Genomic DNA, 14,808 nt, shown 5'->3' on the forward strand with positions numbered 1-14,808 from the left:
AGCATCCCTGCACTCTGCGGCTGGGATTCGACGAGGTCGGGTGTGGTCGTCACGCGACGGCGCAGGCCGACCAGGCGGTACGTGATGTCTGGTCGGCAGAGCGGCACGGTGGGTGGAAGCGGCGCGGCGCCGGCGTCCACGGTGGTCCCGAACTCCGAGCGCCTGTTCCCTCATCGCTGCTGGACATGCCCTGTGCGCTGGGGTCACAAGCCTGGAATTGCGCGGCTGCGCGATCGGGTTCACGACCAGTCGCTGCGAGATTCGAAAGGCGGTAAGGTGGTAACTCCCGCCGGGAGTGCCTGGACCTCGCTCTCACGACGAACATCGTTCGTGAGCAGGCTGCACTTGTCTCGTAGGCCCGTACCCGTGGGTGCGGCAGGCGAGTAGCGGTCGGCCAGATCTGGAGCTGGTCGTGACAAACCCTGGACAGAACGTCAACCGTCATCTTCGCGTCGTCCCCGCGGAGGCCCCAGCGCCTGCGAGGAGTCCCAGCGACGACGATCGGTACCCGGCACCGCTGACGGCTACTGCGCTGCGCCATCCGCGGTCTCTGGTCGTACAGGTGGCAGGGGAGGTGGACGCCTATACCGCGCCCGAGATGCACCACGTTCTCGAGCACGCGTTAGCGGCGCGTACGCGCCTGGTGGTGGTGGATCTGTCGCAGGTCCGGTTCCTGGGGTGCGCCGGACTGACCGCCCTGGTCGAGGCACGTCGGCGAGCCGAGCAGCGGACCTGGCTGCGGGTGGTGGCCACCGGCAGGGTCACCCGGCGGCCGCTGAGCCTCACGGAGCTGGACCAGTACCTAGCGGTGTACGACTCCCTCGACGCGGCGCTGACCGCTCCCGTCGGTACCGATCTCACCGTAGGTCAGGCGATTCGGCGGGCCGCAGCCGATAGCGCTGAGCGCGCTCGACTCCGCGGCTAGCGGGCCGGTGCGCTCCCGGCGCGCAGCGGTGCGCTGACCTCGTGCAGGTGCCGCAGGACGTAGTAGTAGGTCTTGAACAGCCCGCACTGGGCGTAGTCGATCCCGTGGTCGGCGCAGAATTTCTGCACCAGGGGCTGCGCGCGGCGCAGGTTGACGCGCGGCATGCTGGGGAACAGGTGGTGCTCGATCTGGTAGTTCAGGCCGCCGAGGGTGAAGTCGACCCACGGGCCACCGCGGACGTTGCGGCTGGTGAGCACCTGCTTGCGCAGGAAGTCGAGCTTCGTCTTGTCGGTGTAGGTGGGCATGCCCTTGTGGCCCGGCGCGAACGAGCAGCCCATGTACACGCCCCACAGTCCCTGGTGGACGGCGATGAACGCCAGCGCCACCGGCGGGGACAGCACCACGAACACCGCGCCGAGGTAGATACCGATGTGGGCGAACAGCAGCACCGCTTCGAGCCGGCGGTGCTTGACCTTGTCGTCTCGTACGGCCTGGATGCCGGACCAGTGCAGACTCAGCCCTTCCAGCAGCAACAGCGGGAAGAACAGGAACGCCTGGTGCTTCGACGTCCAGCGCACGAGCCCGCGCTTGTCGCCGGTCTGCCCGCGGGTGAAGGCGAGCAGCGGGATGTCGATGTCGGGATCGTCGTCCTCGTGGTTGGGACTGGCGTGGTGCCGGGTGTGCTTGCCCATCCACCAGCCGTAGCTCATGCCGATGACCCCGCCGAGAGCGTAGCCGAGGCGGTCGTTGGCTCGGCCGGTGCGGAAGATCTGATTGTGGCCCGCGTCGTGGCCGAGGAACGCGATCTGGGCGAACATCACCGCGAAGAACACCGCGGTCGCCAGCTGCCACCACGAGTCGCCCAGCAGCACGAACGCCACGCAACCGCCGGCCAGGGCGAGCAGCGTGAGGCTGATCTTCACCGCGTAGTAACCATAACGCCGGTCGAGCAATCCTTCGCCTCGCACGAGGCGACCGAGCTCACCGAAGTCGTTGCGCGACGTCGCGCGCGCGCCAGCCTCGGCGCTCATCGGAGACGCAGTCATGTATGTCCTTCCCCAAGTCCTGCGGCGCCGGGGACTGGGGCACCCACTCTTTACCCGGTTCGGGTTCCCGGACCTGCTCGGCGGTAAACAAGATCACATCGGGTGTCGTTTCTCCGAGCGCGCGACGCGACGACTTTTGTGGCGGTGTGCCTTGACCGTCCGGATAACGCCCTGTGGTGACGAGGGACGCTGCCCCGTGACCAACCGCTCGATCACGGAGACCGGCCGACAGCTGCGGGTAGTCGCACGAAGGTCGAGCGCCTGGAGGACCGATGGTGGAGAACCGTCGTCGGCGGATGCAGGCGGCTCTACATCGTCTCCGTGCGGTCAAGATCGCGCGCCGGTGACAGGCCGTGGACCCGGACGTCGAGGAGGTGAGGGCCTGAGTCCACCTCGACGCCCATGGAAACGTGCTCCGGGAACTGCCCCCTGATCCCGCAGCTGCCCCACTTCGGCGACAAGGTTGACCGCGACCGCGGGCAGGGAATGGCCGAAACCGCGCGCGGTCAGCGTGCGCGACACCGTCAGCTTCCACAACGTCTGGGAACTGTTCGGCAAGGACGGCCAGCCGAAGGACACCACCGGCTGCAACGCCGCCGCGAAGACCATGCTCGACCAGCTGGCCTGGCGGGGAACGGCCCTCCGCGAGGCACGGGAGAAGCACCCCTACCAAAGCTGACGGCGTTCCGGCCGCCCCATGGGAGGGCGCCGAGCAGTCGGCGTAACGTCGAACTGCGGAAGCCGCATCCCCCGCGCTGCTGCGCCGGCTGTTTGCGGGTTCCACTCGGGTCGCCATGTTCAGCTCGTGACCGGCCGGCCGGAGACCTGTTCTTCCACCCCGGCGGAGAAGGCGGGCGCCTCGCGCCCGCCGCGACGTCAAGGCCGAAGCCGTGTACAGGCGATGCCCGGTGCTGGACCAGTCAACCGCGCCGGGGTCCGGCCCGGCGAACGCGGTCTCGACCGGGAGGCAAGCCGACTGACTTCCACAAGATCCGAACCGTGCCCGAACCGAAGAGCTACCGGACCGTCGCACTTCTGACTGCGTTGTGACCGGCGATGAGTAGAATGCATCGTGGTGGCACCCCGGTCCCTGGTGCTGACGTCCGAGTACGGCGAGCCGAGGGCCCGAATCATGATGACCGGTGAGTGCGGCGAGGAACACCACGCGTCCCCAGGCGGTGTGGGCCGCGCAAACGTGATCAAGGTCGGATGTACTCGCCTCAGCCGCCGCTGGAACGAGGCCTGCCATGGCCGGTAGCGGCTCTGAACGGCTCCTGGCGCTTCTCGGCGACTCGGGCGGCGGCCTTGAGGTGGTCCGGCGCATCTGTGAGCTGTGTGTCACCGAACTGGCTGTGTCCGGAGCCGCTGTGAGCGTGATGGGCGGCCCCCTGACCGACGGTTCCCAGGTCTTGCTGCACGCCACCGACGACGCCGGGGTGAAGCTGGAGGACCTGCAGCTCACCGTGGGTGAAGGCCCCAGCGTGGACGCCTACAATTCCGGGGGGCCCGTGATCGTGCCGGATCTCGAGCTCGAACATCGCCGGTGGCCGGTGTTCGTTCCCGGCGCTGCCGGGTTCGGCGTGGCGGCGGTCTGCTCACTCCCGTTGCAGGTCGGTGCGGCCCGCTTCGGTGTGCTGAACCTGCATCGCACCACTTCGGGACCGCTGACCGGACAGCAGCTTTCCGGCGCGTTCACGCTGGCCGAGGCAGCCACGGTGGCTCTGCTGGACGATGTCGAGGCGCCGGGCAGCACGAGGCTGCGAGGGCAGGGCGACGTGCACAACGCGGTCCATCAGGCCACCGGCATCCTCACGATCCAACTGGGCGTGAGCGTGCACGACGCCCTGTTGCGGATCCGTGCCCACGCCTACGCCCACCAGCTGACCCTCAACGAGGTGGGCAGGCGAATCGTCGGCCACGAGCTGCACCTACAGACGGAAGAGTGACAGACATGCCAGGAATCCCGCATGACGCCGCGTCCGCACCGGTCGGCACCACCACGGCCGCACACCGTGAACGGCTCCTCGCGCGCACCTTCGTGGAACTCGCGGACACCCTCGTCGACGACTTCGACGTCGCCGACTTCCTGCGCACCCTCGTCGAGCAGTGCCTGCACCTGATGGAAGTCTCCGCCGCCGGTGTCGTCCTGACCGACCCCGACGGCCGGCTGCGCATGGCCGCGGCGTCCTCCGAACGGGCCGGGCTACTGGAAACCCTCGCGGTGCAGGCCGACGACGGGCCGTGTATCGAATGCGTCCGCAGCGGACGTCCCGTGCTCAGCACCGACCTCCTCCGCGACGCCGGCAGGTGGCCGCGCTTCACAGCAGCAGCCGACGCGGCCGGATTCCGTGCTGCACAAGCGATTCCGATGCGGCTGCGCCGCCAGGTCATCGGCGCGCTGACCTTGTTCAACACCGAACCCGTGCCCGAAGACCCGGACCGCACCGCCCTGGCCCAGGCGCTGGCCGACATCGCGACCATCGGGCTGCTGCAGCACCGCGCCATCGACCGCGGCGACATCCTCACCGAGCAGCTCCAGACCGCTCTCAACAGCCGTGTGATCATCGAGCAGGCCAAGGGCGCGCTTTCCGCGCAAAGCGGAGACCCCGATATGGAGCACGCCTTCAGCGCACTGCGCGGCTACGCCCGCGCACACAACCGGCGACTCGCCGACCTGTCCCGCGACGTCGCCGACGGTACTGCCGACGTCCAGGCGATCATCGCGTACGCTGCCCGGTCACGCCCCTGACGGCTCCCGCGCGGGACTACCGTTACCCGCCATGGCACGAACCCGGCTCTACCGCACCGGCGTCCTGGAGGCCGAAGACTTCCCGGTCGCCGACATCTCCGATCACCTCGCCGATCCCACCGCCGTGGTGTGGCTGGACATGGTGGCTCCCACCGAAGACGACTTCGCGGCCATCGGTGAGGAACTCGGCCTGCACCGGCTGGCGGTGGAGGATGCCCTGCACGCCCAGCAGCGGCCCAAGGTCGACCGCTACGACACCCACGGGTTCCTCAACGCCTACGCCGTTCACCTCGACACCCCTTCGGGTGAACTACAGACCATCGAAGTGTCAGCGTTCATCACCGAACAGGCATTCGTGACCGTCCGCAAGAGCGACGACTTCGACATCGATGCCGTGGTGCAGCGCTGGGACGACGCCGAAGATCTCGCCGGCAGCGGCGTCGGATACCTGGTGCACGGCCTGCTGGACTACGTGGTGGACAGCCACTTCGACGCCGTCCAGTCCCTGGACGAGCAGATCGAAGCCCTCGAAGACGTCGTGTTCGCCGACCGGGTCAGCCATACCGACCTGCAACGACGTTCGCTGCGGCTGCGCAAGAGCCTGGTGACCCTGCGACGGGTCGTGCTCCCGATGCGGGAAGTCGTCAACACCCTCATGCGGCCCGATCACCACGTCACCGACGACGCGCTGATGCCCTACTACCAAGACGTCTACGACCACGTCCTGCGCGCCTCGGAATGGACCGAGTCCCTGCGCGACCTCGTCGCCACCATTCGCGACACCCAGCTCAACATCCAGGGAAACCGGCTCAACACCATCATGAAACAAGTGACCAGCTGGGCCGCGATCATCGCGGTACCCACCGCCGTCACCGGCTTCTACGGCCAGAACATCCCCTACCCCGGGTTCCAGCAACCCTGGGGATTCCGGACCTCGACCATCGCCATCCTCGCTCTCTCCGGCGCCCTCTACACCGTCTTCAAACGCCGCGGCTGGCTCTGAACTCCGCCGGCGCCGCCTTCCGACCGCGGCGCCCTGGCTCGGACAGCGTCGCGTACAACTCGTCGACGATGGCCTTGACCTGCGGCGGGTGATCCAGGTGAGGGGTGATCAGAGTGCTCCGTCGCCAGCTCTCGTCCTCTCGGGCCCTCGCAGGCATGTCGGTCTCCGGATCGTGCGTCAGTGCGGGGTCGTGATCAGGAATGTGTAGTGCCCGTCGATGTCTTTGCGGACGTCGAGGACCTTGTCGGCAAGGTGGACCCGGGTCTCGCGGCCGAGGAACACCTGAGTGTTCGCGGTGGTGATGACGCGGTCGCCGGCCATCGGGTGCGCGGCGACCTCGACCTTCAGCTCGGCGCCCTCCTCGGGAGGGCCGTCGAGGGTCAGGCGCAGGCCGCCTTCGGTGTGGACGTTCTGGGCCGCGGTGAGCTGGTTGATCGCTTCGGTGGCCGATTCGGTCATGGTGAACATCGACGGTCTCGCCTTCTGCATCCGGTGATCGCGGAACTGGTGTGGTTCACCCGGCAGGCTTCCCGTTGTCGCTCCGTGGGGCGGTCATCCTGGCGAGGCGTTGCGGGGTGGGCCAGCGGACCTTGGTGGCCCAGCCGAGTTGTTCGAAGATCCGGATGACGCGGGCGGAGATGTCGATCTGGCCGCGGAGCACGCCGTGGCGGGCGCAGGTGGGGTCGGCGTGGTGGGAGTTGTGCCAGGACTCGCCCATCGACAGGATCGCCAGCGGCCAGAAGTTGGCGGAGCGGTCGCGGTTGGTGAACGGGCGGCTGCCGATCATGTGGCAGATCGAGTTGACCGACCAGGTGACGTGGTGCTGCAGGGACACCCGCGCCAGCCCGGCCCAGAGGAACGCGGTCAGCGCGGCCCACCAGGAACCGCCGATCAGGCCGCCGAGAGCAGCCGGGACCAGCACGGTGGCGGCGACCCACAGCGGGAAGAGCCGGTCGACGGTGCGGATGTCGGGGTCGCGGCCAGGTCGGGGGCGAAGCGGGCGATGTTGGTCTTGTCGCGGCCGAAGAGCCAGCCCAGGTGGGCGTGCCAGAATCCGTGGGCCAAGGCGAGCGGTGAGGTGCCGTAGAGCCAGGGGGAATGCGGGTCGCCTTCGCGGTCGGAGAAGGCGTGGTGCCGGCGGTGGTCGGCGACCCAGCTGATCACCGGGCCCTGCGCGGCGAGCCCTCCGGCGACCGCGAGTGCGATCCGCAGCGGGCGGGTGGCGGTGAACGCGCCGTGGGTGAAGTAGCGGTGGTAGCCGACGGTCACGCCCAAGGTCGTCACGACGTAGAACCCCGTCGCGATCCCGATGTCGAGCCAGCTCAGCCCCCAGCCCCACACCAGGACCACCACCGAGATCAAGGCGAGGAACGGGGCCAGCAGGAAGGCCCGGATGGTGACCAGCTCACCGCGGGAATGCTCCCCGTCGACGATGGGTTTCGGTCCGGACGGGAAGAGTTGTGACGGCGAGGTGTGTTCGGTAGTGGTCATGACGGTGTCGATTCGAGCGATGGGACGGATTGGTGGGTTTCCCCTCGGGGAGGGCGGTCTTCATTTCCGCGTCGGGCGGGCGCGGCGATGGCTTCGGCCCGCGAGGTGTGGATGGCCAGTTGTTCGTGCAGCCGGGTGATCTGAATGGGGCGCCAGGTCGCGCGGGTGGTGGCGACCACCCGCAGATCCGTGCGCGGCGCGGCCTGCCGGTGTGCGGCCAGCAGGACCTCCAGGCCCGCCGAGTTCAGGAACTGCACGAGGGACAGGTCCACGACCAGCCGCTGCGGCCTCTTGGTCAACGCCGATTCGAGCGCCTGGTGCACCGCGGGGGCGGTGTGCAGGTCCATGTCGCCGTCCACGAGGAGCACGAGCGCCCGTCCGCATTGCTCGGTCGCCACGGTCAGCGGCGGGTGCCGGGGTATCGGGGGCTCACGCCCGCCGGCCGGCATCTCGATGACCGCACGAACGACACCGAGCTCTGTCCTACCGCCGCTGCGACTGTGTGCGATGGGGATCGCCGGCGGTACGGCTGCCGGTGATCGCCGACGGCGAAGATCGAGTTTCTTGAGTTTCACGATCGGGCTCCTCAGCTTACCGACCGCTACTGATCCTCACCGCTGTGATGACGAGCGCGCGGCCGATGGACAGATGCGGCCGTCGTTGGCGGTCGATCGTCGCGAGGGCAGGGACTGGGCGCTCCGGCGCTGTCACCTGGATCATACCGCGATGCCGAGGCCGCAGCGGCGTTTCCGGGCCGGTTTCTGCCTGTCAATGGCCGGGCACAGCCACGGTGGCTGATTCGGACAGACCCGCCTGTTCGGCCAGTGTCATCACAGGTATCAGTCCTGCGCACGACACGTGGTTTCGGGTCATCGGCGCACGTTGTCGCGCGCGTCCACGCATGCAACAATCTCACCGGAAGCGCCTTCCGTTCTGCGTGGTATCAGGGCTTCAGCAATTCTGATCCTCACTAGCCAGGAGGGCAATTTCGCTTGCTACACAACAGTTCCAGCGTGGATCCGCGCTGAGCGTCCGCGACCGGTAGACCGACTCGCGTCAGCCGGCGATCATCTGCTCTGCTCTGTCTGGCGCTGACGGCAACCCGGCCAAACGTGCGAAGCTGGCTGCGAGCGGTCGCCAGGACGCGCCCGGTGACGCTGGGCGGGCTGCTCGTGCTCGCTCAGTCCTTCGTCTCGGTCTTTCGCTAGCGGAGGTGGACCTGTGAAGGTGCTGATCACGAGCTCGCGGATGCCATTCGCGCTGGGCATGGTGCGCAAGCTCGCGGCCGAAGGCCGCGAGCTCTACGCCGCTGATGATCACGTACTGTCGCCGGGTAACCACTCGAAGTACCTCGCGGGTCATTTCGTCTATCCCTCGCCGCGCAGCGACACCGCGGGCTTCCTCGCCGAGCTGGAGCGGATCGTCCGGGAGCAGGAGATCGACGTGATCGTGCCGGCCTACGAGGAGGCCTTCTACATCTCGACCCAGATCGAGCGGTTCAGCCAGGCCACCAAAGTGTTCGCCTCACCCTTCAGGACGCTCGCCCGGCTGCATGACAAGGGAGCCTTCGCTCGGTTGGTCACCCAACTCGGGCTTCCGATCCCCGAGACGGTCGTGGTGACCTCCGACGAGGAGCTGCGCGAGACTACCGGTCGCTTCGACAGGTACTTCGCCCGCGGCGTCTTCTCACGTGGCGGGGTCTGCTGCCTGACCAACACCGGCCCGCTGGCCGATGCACTCGAGATCGACGACGTCCACCCCACGGCAGCATCCCCGTGGCTGGTGCAGCCCTTCCTGGACGGCGAGACGGTCTGCACCTACAGCACCGCCCACCAGGGCCGGGTGAGCTCCCATCTGATGTACCGGATCCCCCGGCAGCGCAGGCACAGCACCGGCATCCAGTTCGAGGCGATCGACGCCGCCGAGTCCTTGAAGCTGATCGAACCGATCGTGGCCGAGCTCGGCTACACCGGCCAGATCTCTTTCGACTTCCTGATCACCGATGACGGCCTCACCTTCGTGGAGTGCAATCCCCGCGCCACCGACGGCCTGCTGCTGATGCCCCGAGAGGAGCTGGCGGCGGGGCTGCTCGCCCCGCGGCCGGAGACCTTCGTGCTCGAGCCCGGCAGCCAAGTACAGCTCTCGCTCGCCGTGCTGGCCGACGGCTTCGCCGACCAGCTGGAACGCCTGCCCCAGTCCATCGACGACCTCGCGCAGGTCCGCGACGCGGGCAGCGGCTGGAACGACCCGCTTCCCACGCTGTACTCGGCGCTGGCCATGTGTCACTCCGTCGGGCAGAGCTTCCGCGAGCACATAGGCCACATCGTCGCCGTCGTCGGCGACATGAACTGGGACGGCGAGCACATCGACGGAATGTCAAACGCCGACGCGACCCTGCTCACCGGTCTGCGCCTCCAGCCAGGCCAATCCTAGGACACGTCAGCGAGTCTGCCGGTGGATCCAGCCTTGGGCGGAAAGACTCGATTCAGATAGTACGAGACCAAGGCACTCGCACGTCCTGGTGCCGCGTCGGCGTGCTGGTCCGCGTCGGCGATCATTGCTTCTACTGTCATGCCGAGGTTCCGCAGGTGCCGGGAACCGGCGTTTTCGCTCCATCGTGTGATGCAGGCCGTCGTCACTTCGGGATGAAACTGCACGCCGAGACTGCGGCCGATCCGGAATGCCTGTGTACCAGCCTGGTTGCTGGCCAGGACCGTCGCGCCATCCGGCGCGGTGAGGCGGTCGAAGTGCCACTGGAACCACGGTCCGGCGGCCAGTTCGTCGGAGTCGATGGTGCACCAGCCGATCTCCGGCGCCGGCGCCCTGTGCACGGAGCCACTCAGCGCCCTGGCCATGATTTGAGCGCCGAAACAGATTCCGAACACTGCGCCACCATCGGCAACAGTGTCGGCCAGCCAACGTAGCTCAGGTCGTAACCAGTTACCGATGTGCTGGTCGTCGTTGGCGTTCCAGGGCGCGCCCATCGGCACGAGTAGATCATAATCTGCGCTGTCCGGAAACGACCTTGTCACATTAGGCTGGTTGTGACGTTCCTGGGGCACGACAACCAGTTCGTCGACCTGCCATCCACGCTCGCGGAGCGCCGCGCCGATGAGCCCGGTTTCCGATGCCGCGTCGTGCAGCACAAACAGTGCGCGCATACGCCTCCCTAAGACGTGGTCACACGGAGGGGCGTCGTTTGACGCCGTTGATGAAGTTGCCGCGCATCCTCGGTACGTCACCGGGCCAGCCCGATACTCGCCAGCCGGGGCAGCACTGCAGCGAACATCAGGCGGATCTCCACCGGGGGCCGGACTGTTGCGAAGCAGAAACGTGGCCCCGGAATCCCTCTTGCCGGATGCCAGTCACGCTACCACTTGTCCGCCGCTTTGACGTGTGCTGACCGTGTCACTCGACGTCGACGGTTGCCGTACGCCGGAAGTGGCAGGCTGGAGCCGGCCCAGCCGGGCGCACGCGTTCTTCACCGCCGCCGGGGTCACCCGTCGCGCGGGTACTGACCGACAACGAGCCTTGCTACAAGTCTTGCCTCTGGTGCGACGCGCTGCGCGAGGCGGGCATCGTCCACAGACGCACGCGCCCCCACCGGCAGCCATGCTTCTGGAAACAGCGCAGCGGTTCACCACAGGACCACTGGTGCGCGCACATCGATCTGGTCACCGTGGCCGAGTTCGATCTCGCGAGTCCGAAGTACCGGGAACTCTCGTCGCCGCGCATCGGGTTCGACGTCGGATCGCGCTTCGGCCGCCGTGAGACGCTGACGTGCTGGCTCCCGCTGGAGGCAACCATCGAAGCCCGTAAGCGAGGAAATCAGTTCGGACGGCGACACGCGGTGACGCGGGATCGACGGCCTCGCCGCCGCAGTGCGAACCATGGCCGCGCTGACCTGGTCGGCCGGCTTGCTCAGCCAGCATCCGCAGACTCCCCACGTGCCCAGTTCGGCGAAGGCGCCCTGCGCGGGACCATGCATGGCTCCCTTGCCACCGCCGCGGTATCGGCACGGCGAGGGAGCCAGGCATGGCTCAAGCGTCGGCCTCGTCGTAGCGAAACTCCGTCCGCTGACGTGCGGCACGCGGGTCATTCATCCACCCCAGCCAATCGCTGCACCGGATTTGAGGTCGCGCAGCTGGACTTGCGCCATAGACGCGAGGATGGCCGAGCCGGGTTCTATTGATCTTTGGAACGGACGTGGAAGTGGATTCGTCGGCGGGTGTGTTCAAGCGGTGCGGGTGTCGGAGCAGGCAGACCGGCCGACCATTGGGCGCGTCGTGTCCCGATACAGCCCGGGAAGGGCACGGGAGCTGGTACTACCGCCTGGAGGTGACACCGTGGCCGGACGGCCGGCGACGGCAGCTGCGGCGCGGCGGATTCGCCACTGCCGAGGCTGCGCACGGCGAACGAGACCAGTTCGGCGCAACCGGTAGGCCCGGGCTGGCGGACGCGACGATGACCGTGGAGCAGTGGCTGCGCCTGTGGCTGGCATCCCTCGTCCACCTGCGGGGCTCCACGTTGTGCTCGTACCGCGCCAACGCCGAAACCTATCTCATCCCCTGCCTGGGCGGTGTCCTTGTGCGAGAGCTCACCGCGGACCGGATCCAGGCGATGCTGGCCGACCTCATCCGCGACGGCGGCGCGTCCGGCCAACCACTACGGCCGGGCACCCTGCGGCACATCCACGCGACGTTGCGGGCGGCCCTCAACGCCGCCGTGCGGCGCGGCCTCCTCCCCGCCAACCCGGCCCGGCACGTCCACGTGCCCACCGGCAGACGCCCGCACGCAGTCGTGTGGACCGCGCCCGGGATCGCGCAATGGCAGGCCACCGGGCAACGACCACCGGTCGCGGTCTGGACCGTCGAGCAGACCCGCGCATTCCTCGAGCACATCCACGACCACCCGCTCTACCCCCTGTTCACCTCATCGCCCTGTTCGGGCTCCGCCGCGGCGAAGCCGCGGGATTGCGGTGGTGCGACATCGACCTCGAACAAGGCCTGCTGAGCATCTCCCGCCAGATCCGCCAATACGGTTCACGCATCGAAATCGGCAAACCGAAAAGCGAAGCCAGTAACCGAGTCATCAGTCTCGACAGCGTAACCATCGCCCTGCTCCGTCAGTACCGGGAAAACGTCGCCGCAGACGTCGATCCTGGATCGCAGGACTTCATGTTCACGACCCGGTCCGGTAGCCTGCTCACCCCGCAACATCTGACCCACCTATTCCGCGCCCTGAACGACAAATCCGGCCTGCCGCCGATCCGGTTACACGACCTCCGCCACGGCGCCGGCAGCCTTTCCCTGGCCGCCGGAAACGACCTCAAAACCGGGCAAACCATGCTCGGGCACTCCAGCATCGTGCTGACCGCCGACACCTACGTCAGCGTCCTGCCCGACCTGGCCTGCCGCGCCGCCGAAGCCACCATCCACCACGTCCTCGCCACCGCGAAAGCCACCGGCGCACGGCTACGCGGCACCACCACCATCGCCCCCGCAGCGGCTTAACCCGCTGGTCACAGCCTCTACTCGGCTACCCGCCCACAACGACTCCACCCGGGGTAGTCCGTAGCAACCCGCGAAAGGACGGTCACCGACCCGGCGAAGGACAGGTCAACCCAAGACCTGCCCTGGCTGTGACTTGCCCGAAAACCGGATTCCCACCCCGCTGCGACACGCCCTCGGCGCCCCACGGCGGCCTCGAGCCCATCACGGGCTTATCGGGAGCCCACCCATGATCACAACCAAGGCTTGCAAGATCGACAAACAAGAACATCCCCGCTGGTCAGCGGGGATGTCGATCGAGTGGGCCGCCTGGGGCTCGAACCCAGAACCTACGGAGAATAAGCCCAGGTCAACGGCTAGTTCTCGTCATCTGTCGATACCAGTCTTCACCTGCATGGACGTCCGTGCCAAGCGATCATGGTCGGTCGCTGGTTCTCGTCGTTCTGCGTCGTTTCCCGGGGGAAAACCGGGGAGATGATCATGCCCTCTTCGCGGCCTCGTGACCGGCTCATGCCTCCTCAGGCTACCGCCCACACCTCCCCCGCCATCCCGATACGAAGCCAGTACGCGGCCGGTGGCGTCGGGTCAAGGCACGCTTTCCAGCCTTGACGCGGCGTCACTGGCCGTTGTCACGATCAGGCTTCGGGGTGGCAGTGCTACCCGTGCATCACAACGTTGCACCTCTGTCACCCAGTGGTGGCTAACGTTCTCACGCTGCGTGTAGATACCGCCGGTAGAGAGACCGCAGGGAGGGCACGTGGGCCAACATCGACAGCATGCTGTGAGCGCCCAGGCTCTCGAAACGCTGCTTTCAGACCTATCTCAGGCAACTGCCGTCGGCGAGCTGCATTGGGAGAGCAAGCATGGCTTCATCCATACGGGGCAGATCCAAGTCCAGACCCTCGTCCAGGGCTGTGAGCTGGGCAGACTGCAGCTAGTTGTGAATGATCTCGCCGCTTCCGAGCCACGCTGCCAGTACCTCGTGAACGACGCTCCGATACGGCGCCTCGACGTCAACGACGTGCACCGCCCCTGGCCGCGCTGCACCCACAAGCATCGTTACGTTCCCGAGACCGGCAAGGACGATGCTTACAAGCCTGACGACATACCGGAGGTGCCGTTCGGTCCGACGGTGGCACCAGGTACCTACAGACGCGTGTTCGAGGCGTTCGCTGCGGAGTGCTCGGTGGCACTGCCCGAGGGATACTGGACAGGGTGGAAGGGGGTGGTCCCGTGAACAGCCGGGCAACACGGTCGGCAATCATGTCCGTCTTCAACGACGAGATCGCGACGACCCCATACGGCCATGGGGAGTTGGTGACCCTTCCGCTGCACTACTACGACGACGATCGCGTGTCCGTCTTCGTCGAGGAGTACGAGAGTGGCATCAGGGTCAGCGACCGTGGCATGACACTCATGCGGCTCCACATGGTCGGCCTCAACCTGGAGGCAACGAAGGTTGAAGACGCCTGGAACCGCTCGATCGCCACAGTACGTAAGCGAGAGCTGGTCGCCGAGGACGGAGTCATCTCAGCGTTCGCGCAAGTCAGCGACCTTGGCGCAGTCATCCTTGAGGTGGCCGAAGCCTCACTACGCGCAGATCAGCTTCGCTGGATGGCAGCTGAACCGCGACGTGGCAGGTTCAGCGATCGAGTCGTGCGACGAGTGACAGACATGGTCGGCGACCGTGCCACTGTCACACCGAACGCAGCCTTCCAGCTGACCTCGGGTCGCACACGCCAGGTCACTGCAGCCATCGGCGAGTCATCGGAGACACGGTTCTATCTCCAAGCCGTCGGAGGCGGGGATCGGGCAAGCCGAGAGAAGTCGATCGAGCATTGTCACTTCCTGTTCAGTCTCGGGACCGTCGACCACGACCGGAAGCTCGCTGTGGTTGCCGACGGCGGCGACGAATGGGACGCGACTGTGCGCAGGGAGCTCGGCGGCGTAGGGCAGGTGGCGTTCTACGGGGACAATGCCGCCTTGAATCGACTTGTGTCGAAGGCGTTGACCTCTGCGTAGCGAGGGGCCGCCGGCCGGAGCGGAGCGGCAGGCCGAGCGGCCCAGCGGCGCGCGTGCGCGGC

Annotated in this window: 15 protein-coding genes and 1 pseudogene; 10 read left to right on the top strand and 6 right to left on the bottom strand. The window is 67.2% G+C overall.

All coding sequences use genetic code 11. The features are described from left to right. Positions 1–412 precede the first annotated feature (412 nt). Positions 413–925: an STAS domain-containing protein gene (locus ABFJ78_RS00555; protein ID WP_436383508.1), complete on the top strand. Its 513-nt coding sequence runs from the start codon at positions 413–415 to the stop codon at positions 923–925. On the opposite strand, the gene ABFJ78_RS00560 is transcribed toward ABFJ78_RS00555, so the two are convergent. Beyond that, positions 922–1,971, bottom strand: a complete 1,050-nt coding sequence (locus ABFJ78_RS00560; protein WP_436383511.1) for a fatty acid desaturase family protein — start codon at positions 1,969–1,971, stop codon at positions 922–924. The genes ABFJ78_RS00555 and ABFJ78_RS00560 overlap by 4 nt on opposite strands. Before the next feature lie 511 nt (positions 1,972–2,482). Between ABFJ78_RS00560 and ABFJ78_RS00565 the strand changes: the two genes are divergently transcribed. The 4 genes from ABFJ78_RS00565 to ABFJ78_RS00580 all read left to right on the top strand — a co-directional run bounded on the left by ABFJ78_RS00565 (position 2,483) and on the right by ABFJ78_RS00580 (position 5,723). Continuing rightward, positions 2,483–2,650 (top strand): hypothetical protein, encoded by a 168-nt coding sequence (locus ABFJ78_RS00565; RefSeq protein ID WP_436383512.1) that lies wholly within the window; start codon positions 2,483–2,485, stop codon positions 2,648–2,650. A gap of 568 nt (positions 2,651–3,218) precedes the next feature. Continuing rightward, complete coding sequence (locus tag ABFJ78_RS00570; RefSeq protein WP_436383513.1) at positions 3,219–3,917, top strand: GAF and ANTAR domain-containing protein; 699 nt, start codon at positions 3,219–3,221, stop codon at positions 3,915–3,917. A gap of 5 nt (positions 3,918–3,922) precedes the next feature. Then, positions 3,923–4,720: a GAF and ANTAR domain-containing protein gene (locus ABFJ78_RS00575; protein ID WP_436383515.1), complete on the top strand. Its 798-nt coding sequence runs from the start codon at positions 3,923–3,925 to the stop codon at positions 4,718–4,720. Positions 4,721–4,751: 31 nt separating this feature from the next. Continuing rightward, positions 4,752–5,723, top strand: a complete 972-nt coding sequence (locus tag ABFJ78_RS00580; protein WP_436383517.1) for a magnesium transporter CorA family protein — start codon at positions 4,752–4,754, stop codon at positions 5,721–5,723. Between the two features lie 177 nt (positions 5,724–5,900). Here the strand turns inward: ABFJ78_RS00580 and ABFJ78_RS00585 are convergent, their stop codons facing one another. The 3 genes and pseudogenes from ABFJ78_RS00585 to ABFJ78_RS00595 form a co-directional block, all read right to left on the bottom strand. Further along, positions 5,901–6,212, bottom strand: a complete 312-nt coding sequence (locus tag ABFJ78_RS00585) for an iron-sulfur cluster biosynthesis protein (RefSeq protein ID WP_436383519.1) — start codon at positions 6,210–6,212, stop codon at positions 5,901–5,903. A gap of 25 nt (positions 6,213–6,237) precedes the next feature. Next, a pseudogene (locus ABFJ78_RS00590) lies at positions 6,238–7,214 on the bottom strand (acyl-CoA desaturase). Then, positions 7,211–7,789, bottom strand: coding sequence for an STAS domain-containing protein (locus ABFJ78_RS00595; RefSeq protein ID WP_436383520.1), 579 nt, complete (start codon positions 7,787–7,789; stop codon positions 7,211–7,213). Before ABFJ78_RS00595 ends, ABFJ78_RS00590 begins: the two are co-directional and overlap by 4 nt. A 646-nt stretch (positions 7,790–8,435) precedes the next feature. Between ABFJ78_RS00595 and ABFJ78_RS00600 the strand changes: the two genes are divergently transcribed. Beyond that, the gene (locus ABFJ78_RS00600; protein WP_436383521.1) at positions 8,436–9,647 is read left to right on the top strand and encodes a hypothetical protein; all 1,212 of its coding nucleotides are present in this window, start codon (positions 8,436–8,438) and stop codon (positions 9,645–9,647) included. Here the strand turns inward: ABFJ78_RS00600 and ABFJ78_RS00605 are convergent. Together ABFJ78_RS00605 and ABFJ78_RS00610 are read right to left on the bottom strand one after the other, a co-directional pair. Then, on the bottom strand, positions 9,644–10,375 hold the full coding sequence (locus tag ABFJ78_RS00605) for a type 1 glutamine amidotransferase (RefSeq protein WP_436383522.1): 732 nt from the start codon (positions 10,373–10,375) through the stop codon (positions 9,644–9,646). The genes ABFJ78_RS00600 and ABFJ78_RS00605 overlap by 4 nt on opposite strands. Positions 10,376–10,851: 476 nt before the next feature. Further along, positions 10,852–11,202: a hypothetical protein gene (locus ABFJ78_RS00610; protein ID WP_436383523.1), complete on the bottom strand. Its 351-nt coding sequence runs from the start codon at positions 11,200–11,202 to the stop codon at positions 10,852–10,854. Between the two features lie 476 nt (positions 11,203–11,678). Between ABFJ78_RS00610 and ABFJ78_RS00615 the strand changes: the two genes are divergently transcribed. The 4 genes from ABFJ78_RS00615 to ABFJ78_RS00630 all read left to right on the top strand — a co-directional run bounded on the left by ABFJ78_RS00615 (position 11,679) and on the right by ABFJ78_RS00630 (position 14,746). Next, complete coding sequence (locus tag ABFJ78_RS00615) at positions 11,679–12,227, top strand: hypothetical protein (protein WP_436383525.1); 549 nt, start codon at positions 11,679–11,681, stop codon at positions 12,225–12,227. Then, complete coding sequence (locus ABFJ78_RS00620) at positions 12,188–12,727, top strand: site-specific integrase (RefSeq protein WP_436383526.1); 540 nt, start codon at positions 12,188–12,190, stop codon at positions 12,725–12,727. Before ABFJ78_RS00615 ends, ABFJ78_RS00620 begins: the two co-directional genes overlap by 40 nt. 754 nt (positions 12,728–13,481) lie before the next feature. Beyond that, entirely contained in the window at positions 13,482–13,961 is a 480-nt protein-coding gene (locus ABFJ78_RS00625) for a hypothetical protein (protein ID WP_436383527.1), read from the top strand. A gap of 26 nt (positions 13,962–13,987) precedes the next feature. Next, positions 13,988–14,746 (top strand): DUF1828 domain-containing protein, encoded by a 759-nt coding sequence (locus tag ABFJ78_RS00630; protein ID WP_436383528.1) that lies wholly within the window; start codon positions 13,988–13,990, stop codon positions 14,744–14,746. Positions 14,747–14,808 lie beyond the last annotated feature (62 nt).

Origin of the sequence: Amycolatopsis sp. MEPSY49 (assembly GCF_051337345.1) — a bacterium.
In the GTDB taxonomy this organism is placed as follows: domain Bacteria; phylum Actinomycetota; class Actinomycetes; order Mycobacteriales; family Pseudonocardiaceae; genus Amycolatopsis.

Excerpts from the sequence above, each read along its gene's own strand:
- ABFJ78_RS00580 (WP_436383517.1), top strand. The coding sequence starts at position 4,752 with ATGGCACGAACCCGGCTCTACCGCACCGGCGTCCTGGAGGCCGAAGAC.
- ABFJ78_RS00585 (WP_436383519.1), bottom strand. The coding sequence starts at position 6,212 with ATGCAGAAGGCGAGACCGTCGATGTTCACCATGACCGAATCGGCCACC.
- ABFJ78_RS00610 (WP_436383523.1), bottom strand. The coding sequence starts at position 11,202 with ATGCATGGTCCCGCGCAGGGCGCCTTCGCCGAACTGGGCACGTGGGGA.
- ABFJ78_RS00605 (WP_436383522.1), bottom strand. The coding sequence starts at position 10,375 with ATGCGCGCACTGTTTGTGCTGCACGACGCGGCATCGGAAACCGGGCTC.
- ABFJ78_RS00560 (WP_436383511.1), bottom strand. The coding sequence starts at position 1,971 with ATGACTGCGTCTCCGATGAGCGCCGAGGCTGGCGCGCGCGCGACGTCG.
- ABFJ78_RS00570 (WP_436383513.1), top strand. The coding sequence starts at position 3,219 with ATGGCCGGTAGCGGCTCTGAACGGCTCCTGGCGCTTCTCGGCGACTCG.
- ABFJ78_RS00615 (WP_436383525.1), top strand. The coding sequence starts at position 11,679 with ATGACCGTGGAGCAGTGGCTGCGCCTGTGGCTGGCATCCCTCGTCCAC.
- ABFJ78_RS00630 (WP_436383528.1), top strand. The coding sequence starts at position 13,988 with ATGTCCGTCTTCAACGACGAGATCGCGACGACCCCATACGGCCATGGG.
- ABFJ78_RS00575 (WP_436383515.1), top strand. The coding sequence starts at position 3,923 with ATGCCAGGAATCCCGCATGACGCCGCGTCCGCACCGGTCGGCACCACC.